Below are 18,877 nucleotides of genomic sequence, written 5' to 3'. Positions count from 1 at the left end.
GAGCCAGGCGGCGGTGTGATACGCGCTGTTACAGCGCAAAACAACCGCATATTACGATAAGTAACCTTGCTCTGAACAGGGCCTTTAGTCGGAGGCGCGCGTCAGGGGTCGAACCTCATCGAAGGCCCAGCCTGCTACTGTTCCTTCAACCCCAACGATTTCATCAACGGCGCGAACAGTTTCTTTTCTTCCTGCACGCGCGCGGCATAGTCGGCCGCACTCAGCGGTATTGCCTCGGCGCCCGCATCCAGAAAGCGCTTCTGGATCTCCGGCCGCGCAAGCACTTTATTGAGCTCGGCGTTCATGCGAGCGACCACATCATCGCGCGTGCCAGCGGCGGCATACACGCCGAACAGGCTGTCGGCAAAAACCCCGTCTATGCCAACCTCAGAGAACGTTCGAATGTCGGGCGCCACCGCAGCGCGTTGCCGGCTCGCCACCGCCAGCACCTTCAGCTTGCCCGCTTGCACCATGGGAAAGACCGTCGCGGGGCCAAACGCAAAGTCGATCTGGCCCGCCGCCAGGTCTTGTATCGCCGGCGCCACGCCGCGATACGGCGCATGGGTGGCCTGCATGCCCGTCGCCTGCTTGAGCAGCTCGCCGGCCAGATGCGGCGTCGTGCCGTTGCCGGCCGAACCGTAATTGAGCGGATCGGGCCGCTTGCGCGCGTATTCCACAAACTCCTCGAGCGTGTTGACGCCGAGCGAGGACCGGACAAACAGGAACAACTGGCTGTTGGCCAGCAAGCCCACCGGCCGCAAATCCTGCTGCGGATCGAACGGCATGCTGACGAACATCAGCGGGTTGACCGATTCGGTCGTCGAAGGATTCAGCAGGAAGGTATGGTTGTCTTTCCCGTTGCGCGCCACCTCGGCTCCCGCCACGTTGCCGCCCGCACCGCCCCGATTCTCCACGATGACGGTCTGCTTAAAGGCCTCGGCCAAATGCGGTTGCACGGTGCGCGCCAGCACGTCGACCAGCCCGCCGGGCGCCAGCCCCACAACCAGACGCACGGGCTTGGTGGGCCAGGCCTCAGATGGCGTTTGCGCATGGCTTCCCGTCGCCCAGCCAGTCAGTGCCAGCATCATCATGGCCAGACAACGTCTACGCAACAGCATGCGATTCTCCATATGGGGCTCACCCGTCGATCCCGCGAATGGTGCGTCACATGCCGCACCACGGTGAACCGCCCTCATGCCTCATCGCGGCGGCGGCTCTGCATCCGCCGCTCATTCTTCACAAAAGTTTAAGCATAAAGAATCCCGGAATAACCCTAATCTTGCCGGCGACACGCGAGCCGCCTATTCGGTGGCGTGAGATAGCTCATGCATCAAGCCGGCTTCAAGCTGCCGCGCCACGCGTCCCAGGCCGCGATTAAGAGGCCATACGATGTCCAGATCGAGACCGCCTTCCACATCCACGGGCACGACACTCAGCCCGTGTCGCTGCGCATACAGACCGCTCATGCTATCCAGGATGGCCACGCCCAGGCCGCGTTCCGCAAAGGCGCAGGCCGCCGAGTACTGATTCACCTCGATCACCGGCAGAAACGGCAAGCGTTCCTGCTCGAACTGCCGCGCCGTCAGCGCCCCCACCTGCAAGTGACGGCTGAGCGAGATGTAGGGCACGTCCGCCAGATCCGCCAATGCAAGACGGTGGCGATGCGCCAGCGCGTGGCCCGCCGGCATCACGGCCTGCAGGCTTAGCCGCGCCAGCGTGCGCTGACCCACGTTCGGCAGCGCGGCCGAGCCGATCACGATGCCGATATCGATGCGCTGATCGGCCGCCAGCCCCGCCACGCCCAGCGTCATGTCAGTACGCACGCTGACGCGCACACCGGGCTCGCGGGCCTGCAACCAGGCCATCGCACCGGGCAGGATGCTCGCGCCCACGGCCGCCACCGCCCCCACGTCCAGCCGCGCATGCGCCCCGCCCCGCATGCTGGCCGCCACCCGTTCGGCGTTGTCCATCGCGGCCAATGCATGGACGATCTCCGGCAGCAGCAAGCGAGCCTCGGCGGTCAGCGCCAGCCGGCGCTTTTCGCGGCTGAACAGCGCGAAGCCCAGCTTGTCTTCCAACGACTTCAGCATCGCGCTCGCTGCGGGCTGCGACATCCCGGTGGCGGCAGCCGCCAATGTGACCGAGCCGGTGCGCCCTACGGCTTCGAAGAGCGCCATCTCGCGTTTATTCATGTGAACCTCGCTGTTCATACATATCCATGTATGAAATGACTCAATTTATATATTTGACTATATCAATCTGCCTGCCGGACACTGGCTCCACATCACAACAGCCGGCGCGGCTTCGATACCGCGCACGGCGATATGGCGAGGAGACACCCATGCAAACGAAACCTGGCGACCACCCACGCAGACTGCTGGCCAGACTGCTCGCACCGCTGCTCGGCAGCGCGTTGCTCGCGTTGGGCGCGCCCGCAATGTCCGACACCTCGGCCGGCGGCACGATCCGGATCGTCGTCGGTGCGCCGCCGGGAGGCGCGCCCGACACCGTGGCCCGCATCGTGGCGCAGCACATGCAGGTGGGCGGACGCGCCGTGATGGTCGAGAACAAGAACGGCGCCGCCTCCATGATCGCGGCGGCCTACGTGGCCCGCGCGCGGCCCGATGGCAACACCCTGCTGCTCGCCAGCCAGACGACGGTCGCGGTGGCGCCCACGCTGCAGAACGTGACGACATTCGACCCCATGAAGGACTTCACCGGCGTGGCCCTGGTGGGTAGCGCGCCGCAAGTGCTGCTGGCCGGGCCGAAGCTGCGCGCCAACTCCGTCCAGGAGCTCATCGCACAGGCCAAGGCCGCACCGGGCGAGATCGATTTCTGCTCGGGAGGCATCGGCACCTCGCCCTACATGGCGGCCGTGTTGTTCGCCCAGACGGCGGGCATCGAGTTGCACAGCATCCCGTTTGCCGGCGAACAGGCCTGCATCACCGAGATGCTGGCGGGCCGGTTGCCGTTCATGTTCGCCAACGCCTCGACGGCCCTGCCCTACATGAAGGACCAGCGCCTTCGCGCCCTGGCCGTGACCAGCAAAGCGCGCGTCGACTTCGCGCCGCAGTTGCCGACCACGGCCGAAGCGGGGCTCAAGGACTACGAGGTCGCGACCTGGCTTGGCCTGCTTGCGCCCGCCGCCACGCCGCCCGACGTGGTCAACGCGCTGAACGCGGAAGTTCGCCGCGTGCTGCGCCTGCCGGACGTGCGCGAGAAGTTGGAGGCGCAAGGGTACGCGCTGTCGGACGACAGCCCGGCGGCCTTCACCCGCTATTACCAGGCGGATCGGGACAAGTGGGTGCGGCTGATCCAGACCGCCGGCATCAAGCAGAACCCCTGAACGCGGCCGCGTGCACGCCCTTCCCCCTCATCTCTCCGAGCATCCCATGAGCCGTACGCAGCCCGACTCTTCTTCCGACGACCCACGCACCGTGCTGGGCGTGCATCATCGCCCGGTCACCGGCACGATTCCGCCGGGCGCGTGCGATTGCCACGTGCATATCTTCGGTCCGTTCGACCGCTATCCGCTGGCCGAGAACCGCGTGTTCATGCCGGGGCTCGCTTCGACCGACGACCTGCTTGCGCTGCACGCGGCGCTTGGCATTGACCGCGCAGTGGTCGTGCAGGCCAGCCCGCAAGGCACCGACAATAGCTGCATGACCGATGCGCTTGCCACCCTGAATGCGGCAGGCCACGCGTCACGCGGCGTCGCGGTCCTGGCGCCCGATATCTCGCGCGACGGCCTGCGTGCGCTGCACGCGGCGGGCGTGAGAGGCGCACGCGTCAACCTGCAGTCGTTCGGTCAGCAGGACCCAACCATCGCGCGCGATGCCCTGGCACGCACCGCCGAGCAGGTGGCGGACCTGGGCTGGCACGTGCAGATCTACACCACACTGCCGGTCGTCACCGCGCTCGCCGCCGCGTTGCGCGACTGCCCCGTGCCCGTCGTGATCGATCATTTCGCGCTGGCGAGCGCCGTGGCCGGCACGGGCCAGCCCGGCTTCGATGCGCTGCTGGAAATGGTGGCGACGGGCAACGTGTACGTAAAGCTCTCTGCCCCGTACCGCCTCACGGTCTGGCAGGACGGCCGCCCGCCCACCGAAGCGCGCCAGATCGCACGTGCCCTGATCGATACGCGGCTCGATCGCATGCTGTGGGGCACCGACTGGCCGCACTCGGGGGCCTGGCCCGGCGTGGCCCGCACGCGCGATCGCAGCGAACCGCTGCATCCCATCGACGATGGCGAACAACTCTCGGCCTTCTGCGCGTGGGTGAGCGAGACCGAGAAGCAGGCCATCCTGGTCGACAACGCCGCGCGGCTTTACGACTTCTGAGGACGGCGCCAGGCAACAATCGCACTGGCCGTCTTCGATCCGGCTGGGCCCTGCGTCTATTGCACCCGGCCGAAGTCACGCATGCCCGACATGTAAACCTTGTCGAACAGGTTGTTGACGTTGGCGCCAATCATCAGATTCCAATCGCTCTGATACCGGGCCATCAAGTCCCTCATCCGGAATTGCGGCTGCTTCAGCTTGCCCGCCACGGCCTTGCTCTGCCAACGCGCGGCGGCGGTAGTTTTTTTCCGCAGGAATGCTAAATTCGTTTTCGACGAAGACGGAGATGCCATGCCTGAACGCGCGATTATTCGAAAAGGGGATAGAAGCTCGCATGGCGGGACGGTTGCTGAAGGCCTTCCCACCGCGATGCTATTCGGAAGGGAAATCGCCTTGGTGGGCCACAAGGTCGTATGCCCGAAATGCAAGGGCGCCTTTCCGATCCTGCCAGATCCGGGCCGCAATCATTCCTTCATGGGCCACGACACCGCCGTAGAAGGAATGCGTACCGCATGCGGAGCAATATTGATTGCTTCGCAGATGATGGCTCGCATCAGTGAGGCTGAAGGCCTGTCTGCCTCCCAACCGGGGACAACCCCACAGAGCGAAACCCTCTGCCAGGAATGCTTGGAGTCGGCGGCACGCACTGCCGCAACGACTGTGGCGCGGGGGTGACGCAGTGACGGCTCAAGTCGAGGAATACCTGCGCTCGCGACAACAGAAAATAGCCTTTCCGCTGCGGTTATATGGTCTAGTGGACGGGTTGCTATATCGAGACCATGCAGGTGAATCTCCCTTGTCACGGTCCTCCTCCCGCATTGCACTGTTTGACGGCACGCCCGATGAAGCGTTGGCCCATGCCGGCCCTTGGCTGCTAGATTGCTCAGCCGATCACGACAGTTACTTGCCAGCGCTGCATCAGATGGGCGACAGCGCGACGGGATGCATCTGGATTGTCAGCGCCTACGCGCCTGAAGACTTGGCGGCAGCGTTACGCGCCCGACTAAATGTGTGCATGCCCAGCGGCGCCATCGCACTATTGCGTTATTACGATGCGAGAATCACGAGCGATATCACCGCGCTCCTGACCCCCGTCCAACTAGCTGCATTTTTCGCACCTGTCCTGGACTGGCTGATTCAACGGGACGGGATACTTACCAGGATTTACCAGAGCCATGGAACTTGAACTCTCAATGGAGCAAGTCGCAGGCCTATGCGCAATTGACGCAAAAGGCTTTGTTCAGTCCATCGAGAAAGATATCGTTCGAGACTATCCTGGTCTTGCCCAGGCGGGCTTGACCGAGCGGCTCGCCGCCGCCTTGACACGAGCGAGAGCCATCGAGATTAATGAAGATGTGAATTTGGTTCACTTTCTCAGAACGGAAGCCGTGGTGCCGAGTTTTTACAAGCAACCGGGATTCTGTCGCTGGATGGAAAAACCTGGCCGTTCGGCCGATCAGCGATTTCATGACTTCCTACAAGTGATCCACTGGAAATTGCGACACGAAACTCACCAGCAACAAGCGGAGTAGATCAAGATGCCGGGCCCCTTGGCTTTCCCAATTGCAGGTTGGATCGCAGAAGCTATTGCGGCGGCGACGGCCAGAGCAGCCGCGAGTGCTGCAACGACAGCAGTACTGGGTGGAGTGGCTACCCTGCCTGGCGACACACCACGCGAGAACAGCGAAGCCAAGCCTGCCGATCGTGCATTACCCCGGACTGAAGAACCTTGTAAGAAGTGTCCACCAGATTTGGGGATGAAGGTCAGGCGCAGGCATGGAGTGAATTGGAACGCCTATCGATACCAGGCCAGAGTAACGGGATTCGCCTATGACGCCGAATATTGTCAGTGGAGCGACGAATGGAACTGGGAGAACACGGACTTTGACGGATTCGTATCCGCAGAGTGCTTACTCCAGGAAACGAAGGGAAACTATGACCAATTCCTGGACGGTTCCATTCGGGGTTCGGAAGATTTTTTTCGAGGGTTTGATGCCATGGAACGGCAAGCGATCATGCAAGGGACGCTAGTGCGGACGCATCCACCAACCAAGCTGAAGTGGTATTTCCAAACTCACCTCACCCATCAGAGGATGGCTGTCCTGCTAGCGCAATTGGGCGCTCTATCAGAAACCAGACCATAAGGCAGATATGAATATCTCCGCAATGTTCCGCGATGAGAGGCTCGCGTCACGAGATTTTGAAGAAATTCTTGAACGTGAATTCAAAATCGCTTCAGCACTCGCGACGCATAGTCCTTCCATGGCTGCGGCCAATTGGCTGCTCAAGGGAGACAGCGTCGAGGAAGCGAACCTCTACAAGGTATTTGAATCAGACGGCAAAGCGACGCCCGCTGCGCTGGCCGTTCTGAACGAGGAGTTCCGCGGAGACAAAGGAACATTCTCGTTCGTCGCAATCTGGAATGGTCGGAGGATCAAAGGTGAAGGAGGGTCAATGGTCTGCCATGTCGGACCGAAAGTTCTTCCTGACAGAATCGACCTGCGGATCGGCGACCCCGCGTGCTTCAGCCGACCAAAAGATCTACTGGACACGCTCCAAGTCGTCATTAAGGAATTTCACCCCCTGTTTATTGAGGTGTTCCCAGAAGGTTATTTCCCGCTGCGAGTTTTCACGGACAAGCCCGGCGTGGGCTGGATGCTCTACCTTCCCCAAGTGATCACCGCTCAACAGGTTCCGGAAGCTCAGGCGCTGATTCCCTTTCCTGCCGCCGGAAAGGAGCAGACCGGCACGGTCATCGTCAGCGTGGCAGACGAAGTGTTTTCGATTGACAACCCCAAGCATGTCGAATTGGCCAACCGCATTGAAATGCGCCTGGTGGATCAAGACTTGTTGCCGCGCTACGCCGACCTGTAATTCCTGATGCCGTCGGACGGATGGCCGAGCGATTACCCCCGCGATCATACCTACAAGGAGCAGCTGAAGCCGCATGCAACAGGGACGGCGGCGCCGGCGAATGCATCAAGCCTGCGGAAACCGCACCGTCACACCTAATCCTTGCCCTTCGAGTCCGACGCCCACCTCGACCGTGGCGCCATGCAGGCGCGCGATGCGCGCGACGAGCGACAGACCGATGCCGCTGCCGTGGCCGATGGCATTGGGGTCGCGGTAGAAGCGGTCGAGAATGCGCGGCCGTGATGCTTCGGATACGCCGGGCCCGTCGTCCGATACCGCCACCACCACCTCGTTTGCAGCGCCGTCGTGGCGGCAACTGAGGACGATACGCCCGCCCGGGCCGCTGTAGCGCAACGCGTTGTCGAGCAGATTTCGCAGCAGAATGCCCAGACTGTCGAGATGGCCGCGCACTGGGCCAGGCGCGAGATCCGTTTGCAGAATCTGTCCGCGCTGTTCGGCCCTCGACTCGTAGTCACGGGCGACCGCGGCGCCCACGGCCGCGAGATCGATGCGCACGGCCGCGTCGAGCAGGCCGGCGGCCTCCATGCGGGCCATGTCGAGCAACTGCTCAGACATGCGGGCGCTGCGCTGCGTGGCCTCGAAGATCTGGCGCACGGTGGCGCGAATCTCCTCGGGATCGTCGCTGCGCAGCACGTTCTCGGCCTGCACCGTAAGCACCGCCAGCGGCGTGCGCAGCTCGTGCGCCGCATCCTGCAGAAAGCGGCGTTCGTTTTCGATGGAGGCTTCGGCACGCGCGAGCTGCTGATTAAGCGCGCCGACGAGCGGCTGGATCTCGTCGGGCATGCCTGCGTCGGGAAGTGGCTCCAGGTCGAGCGGCAGACGATTGCGCAAGGCGGTGGAAAGCCGCAGCACAGGCGCGAAGGTGGCGTACGTAATGGCCCACGACACCGCGGCGAGCAGCACGAACAGCGCGCTCATGAGGGCCAGCGCAGTACGCAGCCGCTCGCGCAGTTCGTTGCGCAACTGCCAGGTGGCCTTGCCGACTTGCACCTGAATGCGGCCTTCGGCATCGCTGATCGCATAGGTGCGCCATTCGGTGCCCTCCACCATGGCGGAGGCGAGGCCGTCCAGGCCGGATGGAACCAGCGGTGTCTTGGGTGCATTGGGCGAGGCCAGCAGACGGCGGCCATCATCGAGCGCGTAGGCCTGGATCGCAACGTCTGTCTGGTCGGGCGCCATGCGCAGCTGATCCGAGATGGTGTAGCCATCCGGCAGACCGGTGAGCTCGAGCCCGCGGGGCAGCGATAGCAGCGCGGTCTGGCCCACGCTCTGCAGGTTGTAGTCCCACTCGCCGGTGCGCTCGCGCGTCATGTCGGCGCGGTACCAGGCCAGCATCGCCACACAGAAAACCAGCAGTACCGCCAGAATGCCCGCCTGCAGTCGCATTCGCAGCGAGCGGTGAGATGACCACCGGATCATGGCGCGGCGGTTCGGATGCGGTAGCCGTAGCCGTGCACGGTTTCTATGCAGTCCTCGCCTAACTTTCGGCGCAACTGGTGCACGTAGACGGCGACCGTGTTGCTGCTGGTGGCCGCGCTGTCGCCATACACCGCGAGCTCGAGCGCCGCACGCGAGAGCGACTTTCCGGCGCGCTCCATCAGGGGCTGCAAAGTGCGGTATTCCTGGGTGCTGAGCGCGACGGGCTCTCCGTTGAGCGTGACCTGATGATTGGCGGGGTCCATCACGATCGCGCCACATTGCAGCACGGGCGCGACCCGCCCGGAGCTACGCCGTAACACCGCGCGCAGCCGCGCCAGCAGTTCGTCGATCTGAAATGGCTTGACGAGATAGTCGTCGGCGCCGGCGTCGAGTCCGGCGATGCGCTCGCTCAGCCGGTCACGTGCCGTCATGATGATGACCGGCGTCACGTCGTAGCTCGACCGCATTTTCGCAAGCACGCCCATGCCCGAGCCGCCGGGCAGGCCCAAATCGAGCAGCACGAGATCGAAATCCTGGTCTATCAGCGCAAGCTGCGCCGCACCGGCATCGCGTGCGAGCGTTACGCCGGCGCCGTCACGCCGCAGGGCCACGGCCAGCGCATCGGCGAGCATGGCGTCGTCTTCGACGAGCAGAATCCGCATGGGGGCCTTCATGGAAGTGGCGGGCAAGCGCCGTAGTATGCGGCACGGCGCTTTAAGAACTCTTTAATCGCTGGCCCGACGCGCGAGAACGGCACCCAAAAGGGCAAATTCCTTGTTTTGGCCGTTCTTAAAAAATTCCTAAACGGCCTTCGTCATCATAGCGGCCTGACACGGTGGCCGGACGCGCCGCCGTTGGAATCGACAGGAGCCATCATGCTTGGATCAATGTGGTCGCGCGGTGCGGCCGGGCTGGCGCTGCTCGCCGGCGCAGCAGGGGCGAATGCCCAAAGCAATAATTTCATCGGCCTGGGCGTGGGTGTCGTGCCGGTCTACGAAGGTTCGCGAGACTATCGCGCCGTGCCGCGGCCGCTGATCAATTATTCGTCAGGCCCGTTCTTCATTTCGCCGCGCGCCGGTCTCCCGGCCATGGGCCTGCGCACCAGCCTCGCCACCGACCTCGAGGGCGGAATTTTCCTGGGCATGGACCTGGGCCGCGATTCCGATGACGCCGATCGCACCAAAGGCATGCGCGATATCGATTTCCATGCGTCGTACGGGGCGTACATCGAATGGACACCGGGCCGCTACGCGCTGGGCGCCGCGTACCGCCAGGCCGCAAAGAGCGGGTACGGCGGCACGCTGGAGCTGCGCGCCTCATATGCCGTGCTGCAGACCGAGCGCCAGCAGCTGCGCCTGGGCGTAAGCACGCAATGGGCCAACAGCGATGCCATGCAGACCTGGTTTGGCGTAAGCGCCCGCGACGCTGCGAACAGCCGGGAAGGATTACCGCAATACTCGGCCTCTTCAGGCTTCAAGTCGGCCGCCGTGGCCGCCAGCTGGAACTACAGTCTGACCAAGGACTGGAACCTGATGAGCACGCTGGGTGTGAACACAGTGTTCGGAGATGCGCGTGACAGCCCGCTCAACGAGCGTAAGGCAAACGTGTTTGGAAGCATGGGCGTAGCGTACCGCTTCTGAGCGGTCGGGGTGGCCCGCATGGCGCATGGCGAAAGTGGGCCATGTGGGTTGCCCCGAGAAGCCACACGGCACTATCTATCCTTCTTCTCGACTACGGAACATCCCTCGAAATTGAAGCTTGCAGGGTCTTTCAGCACGTTGAAATAAGGGCTCAGAGGATTATCGGGAAAGATTCGCACATACGTAACCGATATGTGCCCCAAATAGACCTCCCTGCTGGCCTCGCATCTGAAATCTCGAATCGAGATATCACCAGCGTCATCAGCCGTCGCGGCTGTCACCTTCTTGTACGTGAATCTCTGGCCGAAAAGCGTACTGCTTCCCGGCGTCAGCCCCTCGTTTTGAGTGACTCGCCATCTCCAGTTGCGAAAAGGCTCGTAGCTGATGCGATAAGGCGACCCGTACACGGATTCACTGCTCGCATCGAATAGGTGGATGTGCATTCGCGAGGGCCAGAATACATTTAACAGTACGACAAAGAGCACAACCGCGCCCCAAGCGAGCCACCTCTTGCCACCAAGCAACATGATGAACCAGGCTCCGAGCGCCACCTGGATTCCAAACAAATTCAGCCACGGCGGAATCTCGTTATCGCTCCACGGCCGGTATGTGACGTTATAGAAACCAGCCAGATTGGCGACGACGGACAGCAACGCTCCAACGACACCAATGCGACTTGCCAACCGCACGGTTTTAATACTGGGGGGAAACAACACAATAATTTAGCCTCCGGGGTTGAGCTTCAGTTGCAGTATTCGCCGTTGCAAATATCGGAGAACGCCAACTCACTTCCGAGAAAGCCAACTCGCCTGCCACATCCGCGATGCGGCGACACGATATAGAGATCGATTGCGCATTCGAATCAGACAGGTTCGAAACTCGTTATCGAGCAGGAGCGCGGGTGGCATGCGAAGGACATCTGACATCGAGTCCGTCAGACCAAGGCGCCGGGATCCCTGCCGCCGGGCCCAAATATGTAACAGCGCCCCCCCCCCCTTGAACCTCAGAACATCATCCCTATAATTAGCACTCGACTCCGGTGAGTGCTAACGCCTCCCGGGCAACCGACCACCTCTTTCATTTAGTTAACAGGAGTTCCTCATGGCCTTGCGTCCCCTGGGCGATCGCGTGATCGTCAAACGCCTCGAAAACGAGCGCAAGACTGCCTCGGGCATCGTCATCCCCGACAGCGCCGCTGAAAAGCCCGACCAGGGTGAAGTCGTGGCCGTTGGCCCCGGCAAGAAGACCGAAGACGGCAAGATCCTGCCGGTCGACCTGAAGGCTGGTGACAAGGTTCTGTTCGGCAAGTACGCCGGCCAGTCCGTGAAGGTTGATGGCGAAGAACTGCTCGTCATCCGCGAGGACGAAATCCTCGCCGTGGTTCAGTAAATCTCCCGCCTCAAACGAATTTTCCAAGGAAGCTAACAAATGGCTGCCAAGCAAGTATTGTTCGGTGATGACGCTCGCGTGCGCATCGTCCGTGGCGTGAACGTTCTCGCCAACGCTGTCAAGACCACCCTGGGCCCCAAGGGTCGCAACGTCGTGCTGGAGCGCTCGTTCGGCGCCCCGACCGTGACCAAGGACGGCGTGTCCGTCGCCAAGGAAATCGAACTGAAGGACAAGTTCGAAAACATCGGCGCTCAACTCGTCAAGGACGTCGCGTCCAAGACTTCCGACAACGCCGGTGACGGCACCACGACCGCCACCGTGCTGGCCCAGGCCATCGTTCAGGAAGGCCTGAAGTACGTTGCCGCCGGTTTCAACCCGATCGACCTGAAGCGCGGCATCGACAAGGCTGTCGCCGCCGCCGTCGCCGAACTGAAGAAGCAATCCAAGCCGGTCACGACCAGCAAGGAAATCGCTCAAGTCGGTTCCATCTCGGCCAACAGCGATTCGTCCATCGGCCAGATCATCGCTGACGCGATGGACAAGGTCGGCAAGGAAGGCGTCATCACCGTCGAAGACGGCAAGTCGCTGGAAAACGAGCTGGACGTCGTCGAAGGCATGCAATTCGACCGCGGCTACCTGTCGCCCTACTTCATCAACAGCCCGGAAAAGCAAGTTGCCGTGCTGGAAGATCCGTTTGTCCTGATTTTCGACAAGAAGATCAGCAACATCCGTGACCTGCTGCCCGTGCTGGAACAAGTTGCCAAGTCGAGCCGTCCCCTGCTGATCATCGCGGAAGACGTCGAAGGCGAAGCGCTGGCCACCCTGGTTGTGAACAACATCCGTGGCATCCTGAAGACCACCGCCGTCAAGGCGCCTGGCTTCGGCGACCGCCGCAAGGCCATGCTGGAAGACATCGCCATCCTGACGGGCGGCACGGTGATCTCCGAAGAAACCGGCATGTCGCTGGAAAAGGCCGGCCTGGCTGAACTGGGCCAAGCCAAGCGCATCGAAGTGGGCAAGGAAAACACCACGATCATCGACGGCGCTGGCGACAGCAAGTCGATCGAAGCTCGCGTCAAGCAAGTTCGCATCCAGATCGAAGAAGCCACGTCCGACTACGACCGTGAAAAGCTGCAAGAACGCGTGGCCAAGCTGGCCGGCGGCGTTGCCGTGATTCGCGTTGGCGCTGCCACCGAAGTCGAAATGAAGGAAAAGAAGGCTCGCGTCGAAGACGCCCTGCACGCCACCCGCGCTGCAGTGGAAGAAGGCGTTGTGGCTGGCGGCGGCGTTGCACTGCTGCGCGCCAAGCAAGCCATCGCTGACCTGAAGGGCGACACGCCTGACCAGAACGCCGGCATCAAGCTGATCCTGCGCGCTGTGGAAGAGCCCCTGCGCACCATCGTCACGAACGCCGGCGAAGAAGCCAGCGTCGTGGTCAGCAACGTGCTGAACGGCAAGGGCAACTACGGCTACAACGCCGCGACTGGCGAGTACACCGACCTGGTCGAGCAAGGCGTGCTGGATCCCACCAAGGTGACCCGCACCGCCCTGCAAAACGCTGCCTCCGTCGCCAGCCTGCTGCTGACGGCCGAAGCCGCCGTTGTTGAACTGGCTGAAGACAAGCCCGCTGCTCCGGCCATGCCCGGTGGCATGGGCGGCATGGGCGGCATGGACTTCTAAGTCCCGCTGTTCTTGCAAGGCCTCCCCGGCTTCGGCCGGGGGATGCAGTATCCGAAAAACCCCCGGTCCTTCGCCCCGGGGGTTTTTTTTTTTTGGGTCCGGCAATGGCGCCCGATACTTTGCGTGTTGTTTCAATAGCGGCAAATATCCCGGCGTTTGAAAACGTTTGCCAACAATCTGGCCGTATCTGGGGCTTGTACGCGTCCCTACAATGAAGGCTCGCCATACCGAGACATTGCCCCATGCGACTGCCCAGAACCGTTCTGCAAGTATTGCGACCCTCACAGATCGGCGGTTTGCTGATGGACTCGGCCAAGCAATGGTCCAGCCACCGCGCCTCCAGCAAGGGCGCCGCGCTGGCGCTGTACATGGTGTTTTCGCTGGCCCCGATGCTGCTGCTGGTGATCGCGGTGGCGGGCGCGTTCTTTGGCGAAGAAGCGGTGCGCTCCGAGCTGTTTGCGCAGTTGCGCGACCTGATCGGCGAGCGCGGCGCTGAGGTGATCCAGACGGTACTTGCCAGCGCACACGAATCCGGCAGCGGCTGGATCGCGGCCATGGTGTCGATCGGCGTGCTGATCTTCAGCGCGACCACCGCCTTTGCGGAATTGCAGGCCAGCCTGGATGAGTTGTGGGAAGTGCGGGCCAATCAGAAGAGCGGCATAAAAGGCCTGGTGCGAAGCCGCCTGCTGTCGTTCGGACTGGTGCTGGTGCTGGCGCTCTTCCTGCTGGTGTCGTTGACCGTGAACGCGGGCTTGGCGGCTGCCCGAGGCATCTATGGCTCGCTCTGGGCCAACTCGACCTTCTCGATCGTGGCGGAGTGGGCATCCAATCTGTTTTCGTTTTCGGTCGTCGCGGCGCTGTTTGCCGTGATCTTCAAGCTGCTGCCCAGCGCCAGGATTTCGTGGCCGGACGTCATCCCGGGCGCCGTCGTAACGGCTGCCCTGTTCCTGCTGGGCAAGTGGGGCATCGGGCTGTATTTGAGCCGGGGCGCCGCGGTGTCGGCCTACGGCGCCGCGGGTTCGCTGATCGCGCTGTTGCTGTGGATCTGGTATTCCGCGCAGATCTTCTTCTTTGGCGCTGTGTTTACGCGCCAGTTTGCGCTGCGGTTCGGGAAGGTGGAACGGCCGCGGGCGACGGCGGCGCAAACGCCTGCGCAGACATATCCACAAGCGCCTTCGCAAGCCCCTTCGCAAACGTCTTCTCAATCGCCCCCGCCTGCGCCAGTGCCCAAAAGCGACAGCTGACCCGCTTCGATCCCGGCGGCTTCGCCGTCAAGGCGTGGGCACGGTTTCCAGACCCGCCATCAGGCGCAGGCACTGCAGGAACACCGGCCGCAATTCCTCGGGGATCGGGGCCAGCACCTGCGCCTCGACCTCGGCGTCTCGCGGCAGAATTCTTGCGAGCAGCGCCACCCCTTCGGGCGTGATCTCCAGCGCATAGGCGCGTCCGTCCTCCGCCGACCGCGTTCGGCGCACATACCCCTTCTTCGTCATCCGCGCGATCATTTCCGCAAAGGAATTCCGATCCAGCGCGATCAGCTCGGCGATGCGATTCTGCGTCGCGCCGGGATTCTGATAGACCGTGACCAGCAACGCCTTCTGGCGCGGCGTCAGATCCTCGTCCGGAAAAGCCTGCGTGAAAAGCGCCTCGGCCCGGAAATGGGCGCGGCGCAGCAGGTGGGACGCCACGTGCGTCAGGTCGAATTCCTTCAGGGTCCGGGCGGAAGCCGGGCGGGCGGATCGGGAAGCGGCGGTCATCTGGCGTCCATGGAATGTGCCTGGCGAATGTGCCTGGGGATTGTAGGCGCAGCCGTTCTCGCAAATGCGCATTGACTTGGATTCGCCCACTGCCTAATATCCGCCAATATAGTACGTATACGTATTTATTTGAATCGCCCTATCTGACTTCACGGGAACACGCCGATGCCGACTCGCCAACTGCGCAACTACCTGGACGGCCGCTTCGAAGACGGCGCGTCCACCTTCGACAAACATAGTCCGGTGGACGGGCAATTGATCGCGCAGGTGCATGAAGCCAGCCGCGACCAGGTCGACCGCGCGGTCATCGCGGCACGGCGCGCCCTGCCCGCCTGGGCGGCGCTGCCCGTGGCGGCGCGCACCGACTATCTGCTGGCGCTGGCAGACGGCATCGACCGCCGGTTCGACGACTTCCTGCAGGCCGAGATCGGCGACACCGGCAAGCCCATCGGCTGGGCCGGCAAGATCGACATTCCGCGCGGCGCGGCAAACTTCCGCACCTTCGCGGAACTGGCGCGCACGCTGGACATGGAAAGCTACATGACCGACACGCCCGACGGCCGCCAGGCGTTGAACTACGCCTACCGCAAGCCGCTCGGCGTGGTGGGCGTGATTTCGCCGTGGAACCTGCCGCTCTTGCTGCTGACGTGGAAAGTCGCGCCCGCGCTGGCCTTCGGCAACACCGTCATCATGAAGCCGTCCGAAGTCACGCCGTCCACCGCCACCCTGCTCGCCGAAGTCGCGCACGACGCCGGCCTGCCGCCCGGCGTCCTGAACCTGACGCACGGCTTCGGCCCGAACTCGGCCGGCGAATTCATGACCACGCATCCCGACATCGACGGCATCACCTTCACTGGCGAATCCTCCACTGGCGCGGCAATCATGCGCGCGGTGGCGCCCGGCGTGAAACCCGTGTCCTTCGAACTCGGCGGCAAGAACGCCGCGCTGGTGTTCGCCGACGCAGACTTTGACGCGGCCGTCGACGGCGTTACGCGCTCGGTCTTCGCCAACTGCGGCCAGGTCTGCCTGTGTACCGAACGCGTCTACGTCGAGCGCCCCATCTACGACCGCTTTGTCGCCGCGCTGGCCGAACGCGCGCGCGCCATGCGCATCGGCTGGCCGCTGGACCCCGACACCGAAATTGGACCGCTCGTCTCGCGCGAGCACCGCGAAAAAGTGCTGTCCTACTTCGCCCTCGCCCGCGAAGAAGGCGCAACGGTCGTCACAGGCGGCGGCGTTCCCGTCTTTGGCGACTCCCGCGACGAAGGCGCCTACGTGCAGCCCACCATCTGGACCGGCCTGTCCGAAGACGCACGCTGCATCAAGGAAGAAGTCTTCGGACCGGTCTGCCACATCGCCCCCTTCGACACCGAAGACGAAGCCATTCGCCTCGCCAACGACACCCGCTACGGCCTCGCCGCCGCCGTCTGGACCCAGAACCTCACGCGCGGTCACCGCGTCGCGCAGGCCATGCAGGTCGGTCTTGCGTGGGTCAACTGCTGGTTCCTGCGCGACCTGCGCACGCCGTTCGGCGGCAGCGGCCTGTCCGGCATCGGTCGCGAAGGCGGACGCCACTCGCTGCACTTCTATACCGAACCGACCAACGTCTGCATCAAGCTCTGACGGCGCTAAGCCGCACCCACGACATCTGCATCAAGCTCTGACGGCGCTAAGCCGCACCCACGACATCTGCATCAAGCTCTGACGGCGCTACAACGAAAGCACCGACGCCTTCGTGACGCGCTGACAGCGCTACACCTACCCACCGAACGCTTGCACCACACCTACACAAAGGACCGCCCGATGAACCAGCCCACCGCCAGCGCCACCGTCGTCCCCGGCAAGGCCACGCCCCGCGGCAAGTATCCCCACATCAAACGCGCCGGCGACTTCCTATACGTCTCCGGCACCAGCTCGCGCCTGCCAGACAACCGCATCGCCGGCGCCGAGGTCGACGCCATGGGCACCACCACCCTCGACATCCGCGTACAGACCCGCGCCGTCATCGAAAACATCCGCGACATCCTCGCCACCGCCGGCGCCACGCTTGCCGACGTCGTAGAGATCAGCACTTTCCTGGTCAACATGAACGACTTCGGTGGATACAATCAGACCTACGGCGAGTTCTTCGACGCCGACGGTCCGGCGCGCACCACGGTTGCGGTGCACCAACTGCCGCACCCGCATTTGCTGATCGAAATAAAGGCCGTCGCCTACAAGCCCGCCGCCCGCTAGCCGATCTCCGGCGATCCGGACAACGCACCATGGGCGGCGGCATGTCGGACTCACCCAGGGAACAGGACCATCGTCCGCGGCCGCGCGCCGGGGCGGCCGCACGGATGTCGAACTTCCGCATAACGCCCAACGCGCTGAGCCACAAGCTCAAGCTGCATCAGCTCCAGATCTTCGAACGCGTCCTGGCGCGCCGCTCCCTATCGCGCGCCGCCAGCGAACTGCACCTGACGCAACCCACCGTCACCAAGGCCATCCACGACCTCGAAGCGTTCTTCGGATCGACCTTGTTCGAACGCTCCAACCGCGGCGTCACCCCCACCGAACTCGCCCTCGTACTGGGCCGCCGCGTGCACGCCATGATGGCCGAAGTGCGCTACATGGCCGACGACATCGACGCCGTGCTGGGCGGCGCCAGCGGCCACGTCGTCGTCGGCACCTTGATTGCCGCCTCCGCCAAGCTCCTGCCCGAAGCCATCGCGCGCCTCATGACCGAACACCCCGGCATCCAGGTCACCGTCCGCGAAGGCCCCTCCGCACAATTGCTGCCCGCGCTCGCCACGGGGGACGTGGATATCGTCGTCGGCCGCCTGCCCGGCGCGGATATGGCTTCGATCTCCGGGGTCGCTGTCGATCATCACAAGCTCTACCACGAGGATTTGTGCCTAGTCGTGGGCGCCCGTCACCCGCTGGCTGGCGCGACTGACGTGGCCTTGGCGGATTTAATGGACCACATCTGGATCCTGCCCGCGCCGACGTCTCCGCTACGCGCGTCGATAGAGCGCACGTTCTTTGATGCGGGCTTGCGTTTGCCTGCGCGGCATGTCGAGTCGCTGTCCTTGCTGACCAACATCGGCGTGCTGATGCATAGCGACGCGCTGGCGCTCATTCCCTACGACGCCGCGGCGCAGTTTCTTTCGATGGGCATCCTGGCCCGACTGCCTACCAATGTGTTTGGCGCGTTTGGGGATGTCGGATATTCGATCAGAGCCGATCGGCCGTTGACGCCGGCTTGTCAGCGGTTGGTGGATTATTTGAAGCAGATTACGGCGCAGCGGCTGGCGACGACGGAAGATCCGGCGGGCGGGGTCTGAGGGCGGGGTCTGAGGCCGGAGCCGCGCGATGGCTGGCGGCGACCGAGCTTCGTAGGCCGGTGTCAGACACCTGGGAGACATCGGCTAGATGCGGTATGTCATCGCTGCGGTGTCAGACACCTGACGCTTACGTAAACGCAGCCACACGCGAAGCGTCATCACGACGACGCAAGACGCCGCGTAAGCCCCACCAGGCCGCCCGCGCGGCCGACGTGGGGCGGGCACCGCAAGCCGCTCCAAACACGCGCTGCCCCGAGCAAGAACCTCAAGAACCCAACTCGCCCCACCGGCCGCCAAGCTGAATTCATCGCAGCCGGGTGCGGCGTCGGCCTGGGGTGCGCGGGGCGTGTAGATGCGCCCGAGGGAAACCGAAGGGAGCCGAAGGCGTACGA

Annotated in this window: 21 protein-coding genes; 14 read left to right on the top strand and 7 right to left on the bottom strand. The window is 63.3% G+C overall.

Annotated elements, in window-relative coordinates; all coding sequences use genetic code 11:
- Positions 1 to 134: 134 nt before the first annotated feature.
- Together RT697_RS21090 and RT697_RS21085 are read right to left on the bottom strand one after the other, a co-directional pair.
- Positions 135 to 1,118 (bottom strand): Bug family tripartite tricarboxylate transporter substrate binding protein, encoded by a 984-nt coding sequence (locus RT697_RS21090; RefSeq protein ID WP_409517472.1) that lies wholly within the window; start codon positions 1,116 to 1,118, stop codon positions 135 to 137.
- 183 nt (positions 1,119 to 1,301) lie between these two features.
- Complete coding sequence (locus RT697_RS21085) at positions 1,302 to 2,192, bottom strand: LysR family transcriptional regulator (protein ID WP_313701535.1); 891 nt, start codon at positions 2,190 to 2,192, stop codon at positions 1,302 to 1,304.
- A gap of 149 nt (positions 2,193 to 2,341) precedes the next feature.
- Here RT697_RS21085 and RT697_RS21080 point away from each other — a divergent pair, with 149 nt between their 5' ends.
- Together RT697_RS21080 and RT697_RS21075 are read left to right on the top strand one after the other, a co-directional pair.
- Positions 2,342 to 3,346: a tripartite tricarboxylate transporter substrate-binding protein gene (locus RT697_RS21080; RefSeq protein ID WP_313701534.1), complete on the top strand. Its 1,005-nt coding sequence runs from the start codon at positions 2,342 to 2,344 to the stop codon at positions 3,344 to 3,346.
- 46 nt (positions 3,347 to 3,392) lie between these two features.
- Complete coding sequence (locus RT697_RS21075) at positions 3,393 to 4,340, top strand: amidohydrolase family protein (protein ID WP_313701533.1); 948 nt, start codon at positions 3,393 to 3,395, stop codon at positions 4,338 to 4,340.
- 56 nt (positions 4,341 to 4,396) lie between these two features.
- Here RT697_RS21075 and RT697_RS21070 read toward each other — a convergent pair whose 3' ends face one another.
- Complete coding sequence (locus RT697_RS21070) at positions 4,397 to 4,633, bottom strand: hypothetical protein (RefSeq protein ID WP_313701532.1); 237 nt, start codon at positions 4,631 to 4,633, stop codon at positions 4,397 to 4,399.
- On the opposite strand from RT697_RS21070, the gene RT697_RS21065 reads away from it, so the two are divergent.
- From RT697_RS21065 to RT697_RS21045, 5 genes are read left to right on the top strand one after another with little or no spacing between them, the layout of a single operon-like run.
- Positions 4,632 to 5,015 carry a PAAR domain-containing protein gene (locus RT697_RS21065; protein WP_313701531.1) on the top strand — a complete coding sequence of 128 codons (384 nt, stop codon included), beginning with the start codon at positions 4,632 to 4,634 and terminating at the stop codon, positions 5,013 to 5,015. The genes RT697_RS21070 and RT697_RS21065 overlap by 2 nt on opposite strands.
- A 4-nt stretch (positions 5,016 to 5,019) precedes the next feature.
- Positions 5,020 to 5,526 (top strand): DUF4123 domain-containing protein, encoded by a 507-nt coding sequence (locus tag RT697_RS21060; protein ID WP_313701530.1) that lies wholly within the window; start codon positions 5,020 to 5,022, stop codon positions 5,524 to 5,526.
- Complete coding sequence (locus RT697_RS21055; protein WP_313701529.1) at positions 5,516 to 5,872, top strand: hypothetical protein; 357 nt, start codon at positions 5,516 to 5,518, stop codon at positions 5,870 to 5,872. The genes RT697_RS21060 and RT697_RS21055 overlap by 11 nt, the downstream gene beginning before the upstream one ends.
- Before the next feature lie 6 nt (positions 5,873 to 5,878).
- On the top strand, positions 5,879 to 6,484 hold the full coding sequence (locus tag RT697_RS21050) for a restriction endonuclease fold toxin 5 domain-containing protein (protein WP_313701528.1): 606 nt from the start codon (positions 5,879 to 5,881) through the stop codon (positions 6,482 to 6,484).
- A gap of 7 nt (positions 6,485 to 6,491) precedes the next feature.
- Positions 6,492 to 7,214 (top strand): immunity 52 family protein, encoded by a 723-nt coding sequence (locus RT697_RS21045; protein ID WP_313701527.1) that lies wholly within the window; start codon positions 6,492 to 6,494, stop codon positions 7,212 to 7,214.
- Positions 7,215 to 7,319: 105 nt separating this feature from the next.
- Here RT697_RS21045 and RT697_RS21040 read toward each other — a convergent pair whose 3' ends face one another.
- Together RT697_RS21040 and RT697_RS21035 are read right to left on the bottom strand one after the other, a co-directional pair.
- Positions 7,320 to 8,660, bottom strand: a complete 1,341-nt coding sequence (locus RT697_RS21040) for an ATP-binding protein (RefSeq protein WP_313701526.1) — start codon at positions 8,658 to 8,660, stop codon at positions 7,320 to 7,322.
- A 29-nt stretch (positions 8,661 to 8,689) separates the two neighbouring features.
- A complete protein-coding gene (locus RT697_RS21035; protein ID WP_313701525.1) occupies positions 8,690 to 9,355 on the bottom strand; it encodes a response regulator transcription factor in 666 nt (221 codons plus the stop codon).
- A gap of 213 nt (positions 9,356 to 9,568) precedes the next feature.
- Between RT697_RS21035 and RT697_RS21030 the strand changes: the two genes are divergently transcribed.
- Entirely contained in the window at positions 9,569 to 10,333 is a 765-nt protein-coding gene (locus tag RT697_RS21030; RefSeq protein ID WP_313701524.1) for a MipA/OmpV family protein, read from the top strand.
- Between the two features lie 71 nt (positions 10,334 to 10,404).
- Here the strand turns inward: RT697_RS21030 and RT697_RS21025 are convergent, their stop codons facing one another.
- The gene (locus tag RT697_RS21025) at positions 10,405 to 11,049 is read right to left on the bottom strand and encodes a hypothetical protein (RefSeq protein ID WP_313701523.1); all 645 of its coding nucleotides are present in this window, start codon (positions 11,047 to 11,049) and stop codon (positions 10,405 to 10,407) included.
- Positions 11,050 to 11,434: 385 nt separating this feature from the next.
- On the opposite strand from RT697_RS21025, the gene groES reads away from it, so the two are divergent.
- From groES to RT697_RS21010, 3 genes are all read left to right on the top strand, one after another.
- The gene (gene groES, locus RT697_RS21020) at positions 11,435 to 11,722 is read left to right on the top strand and encodes a co-chaperone GroES (protein ID WP_006221616.1); all 288 of its coding nucleotides are present in this window, start codon (positions 11,435 to 11,437) and stop codon (positions 11,720 to 11,722) included.
- Between the two features lie 39 nt (positions 11,723 to 11,761).
- A complete protein-coding gene (gene groL / locus RT697_RS21015; RefSeq protein ID WP_175191366.1) occupies positions 11,762 to 13,402 on the top strand; it encodes a chaperonin GroEL in 1,641 nt (546 codons plus the stop codon).
- Positions 13,403 to 13,644: 242 nt separating this feature from the next.
- On the top strand, positions 13,645 to 14,646 hold the full coding sequence (locus tag RT697_RS21010) for a YihY/virulence factor BrkB family protein (protein WP_313701522.1): 1,002 nt from the start codon (positions 13,645 to 13,647) through the stop codon (positions 14,644 to 14,646).
- A 27-nt stretch (positions 14,647 to 14,673) separates the two neighbouring features.
- Here RT697_RS21010 and RT697_RS21005 read toward each other — a convergent pair whose 3' ends face one another.
- Positions 14,674 to 15,159: a MarR family transcriptional regulator gene (locus RT697_RS21005; protein WP_313701521.1), complete on the bottom strand. Its 486-nt coding sequence runs from the start codon at positions 15,157 to 15,159 to the stop codon at positions 14,674 to 14,676.
- A gap of 165 nt (positions 15,160 to 15,324) precedes the next feature.
- Between RT697_RS21005 and RT697_RS21000 the strand changes: the two genes are divergently transcribed.
- From RT697_RS21000 to RT697_RS20990, 3 genes are all read left to right on the top strand, one after another.
- Positions 15,325 to 16,782, top strand: a complete 1,458-nt coding sequence (locus RT697_RS21000) for a 2-hydroxymuconic semialdehyde dehydrogenase (protein WP_313701520.1) — start codon at positions 15,325 to 15,327, stop codon at positions 16,780 to 16,782.
- Between the two features lie 180 nt (positions 16,783 to 16,962).
- Complete coding sequence (locus tag RT697_RS20995) at positions 16,963 to 17,394, top strand: RidA family protein (protein ID WP_313701519.1); 432 nt, start codon at positions 16,963 to 16,965, stop codon at positions 17,392 to 17,394.
- 29 nt (positions 17,395 to 17,423) lie between these two features.
- Positions 17,424 to 18,485 carry a LysR substrate-binding domain-containing protein gene (locus RT697_RS20990; protein ID WP_313701518.1) on the top strand — a complete coding sequence of 354 codons (1,062 nt, stop codon included), beginning with the start codon at positions 17,424 to 17,426 and terminating at the stop codon, positions 18,483 to 18,485.
- Positions 18,486 to 18,877: the final 392 nt, after the last annotated feature.

This window comes from Achromobacter sp. (genome assembly GCF_032113835.1).
In the GTDB taxonomy this organism is placed as follows: Bacteria; Pseudomonadota; Gammaproteobacteria; order Burkholderiales; family Burkholderiaceae_B; genus Achromobacter.
This window is presented reverse-complemented; position numbering and strand designations above follow the sequence as displayed.

What these genes read in the sequence shown, in the direction of transcription:
- RT697_RS21010 (WP_313701522.1), top strand. Translation starts at nt 13,645, where the DNA reads ATGCGACTGCCCAGAACCGTTCTGCAAGTATTGCGACCCTCACAGATC.
- RT697_RS21080 (WP_313701534.1), top strand. Translation starts at nt 2,342, where the DNA reads ATGCAAACGAAACCTGGCGACCACCCACGCAGACTGCTGGCCAGACTG.
- RT697_RS20990 (WP_313701518.1), top strand. Translation starts at nt 17,424, where the DNA reads ATGGGCGGCGGCATGTCGGACTCACCCAGGGAACAGGACCATCGTCCG.
- RT697_RS21050 (WP_313701528.1), top strand. Translation starts at nt 5,879, where the DNA reads ATGCCGGGCCCCTTGGCTTTCCCAATTGCAGGTTGGATCGCAGAAGCT.
- RT697_RS21030 (WP_313701524.1), top strand. Translation starts at nt 9,569, where the DNA reads ATGCTTGGATCAATGTGGTCGCGCGGTGCGGCCGGGCTGGCGCTGCTC.
- RT697_RS21035 (WP_313701525.1), bottom strand. Translation starts at nt 9,355, where the DNA reads ATGCGGATTCTGCTCGTCGAAGACGACGCCATGCTCGCCGATGCGCTG.
- groES (WP_006221616.1), top strand. Translation starts at nt 11,435, where the DNA reads ATGGCCTTGCGTCCCCTGGGCGATCGCGTGATCGTCAAACGCCTCGAA.
- RT697_RS21005 (WP_313701521.1), bottom strand. Translation starts at nt 15,159, where the DNA reads ATGACCGCCGCTTCCCGATCCGCCCGCCCGGCTTCCGCCCGGACCCTG.
- RT697_RS21085 (WP_313701535.1), bottom strand. Translation starts at nt 2,192, where the DNA reads ATGAATAAACGCGAGATGGCGCTCTTCGAAGCCGTAGGGCGCACCGGC.
- RT697_RS21070 (WP_313701532.1), bottom strand. Translation starts at nt 4,633, where the DNA reads ATGGCATCTCCGTCTTCGTCGAAAACGAATTTAGCATTCCTGCGGAAA.
- RT697_RS21090 (WP_409517472.1), bottom strand. Translation starts at nt 1,118, where the DNA reads ATGCTGTTGCGTAGACGTTGTCTGGCCATGATGATGCTGGCACTGACT.
- RT697_RS21075 (WP_313701533.1), top strand. Translation starts at nt 3,393, where the DNA reads ATGAGCCGTACGCAGCCCGACTCTTCTTCCGACGACCCACGCACCGTG.
- RT697_RS20995 (WP_313701519.1), top strand. Translation starts at nt 16,963, where the DNA reads ATGAACCAGCCCACCGCCAGCGCCACCGTCGTCCCCGGCAAGGCCACG.
- RT697_RS21065 (WP_313701531.1), top strand. Translation starts at nt 4,632, where the DNA reads ATGCCTGAACGCGCGATTATTCGAAAAGGGGATAGAAGCTCGCATGGC.
- RT697_RS21000 (WP_313701520.1), top strand. Translation starts at nt 15,325, where the DNA reads ATGCCGACTCGCCAACTGCGCAACTACCTGGACGGCCGCTTCGAAGAC.
- RT697_RS21055 (WP_313701529.1), top strand. Translation starts at nt 5,516, where the DNA reads ATGGAACTTGAACTCTCAATGGAGCAAGTCGCAGGCCTATGCGCAATT.
- groL (WP_175191366.1), top strand. Translation starts at nt 11,762, where the DNA reads ATGGCTGCCAAGCAAGTATTGTTCGGTGATGACGCTCGCGTGCGCATC.
- RT697_RS21040 (WP_313701526.1), bottom strand. Translation starts at nt 8,660, where the DNA reads ATGCGACTGCAGGCGGGCATTCTGGCGGTACTGCTGGTTTTCTGTGTG.
- RT697_RS21045 (WP_313701527.1), top strand. Translation starts at nt 6,492, where the DNA reads ATGAATATCTCCGCAATGTTCCGCGATGAGAGGCTCGCGTCACGAGAT.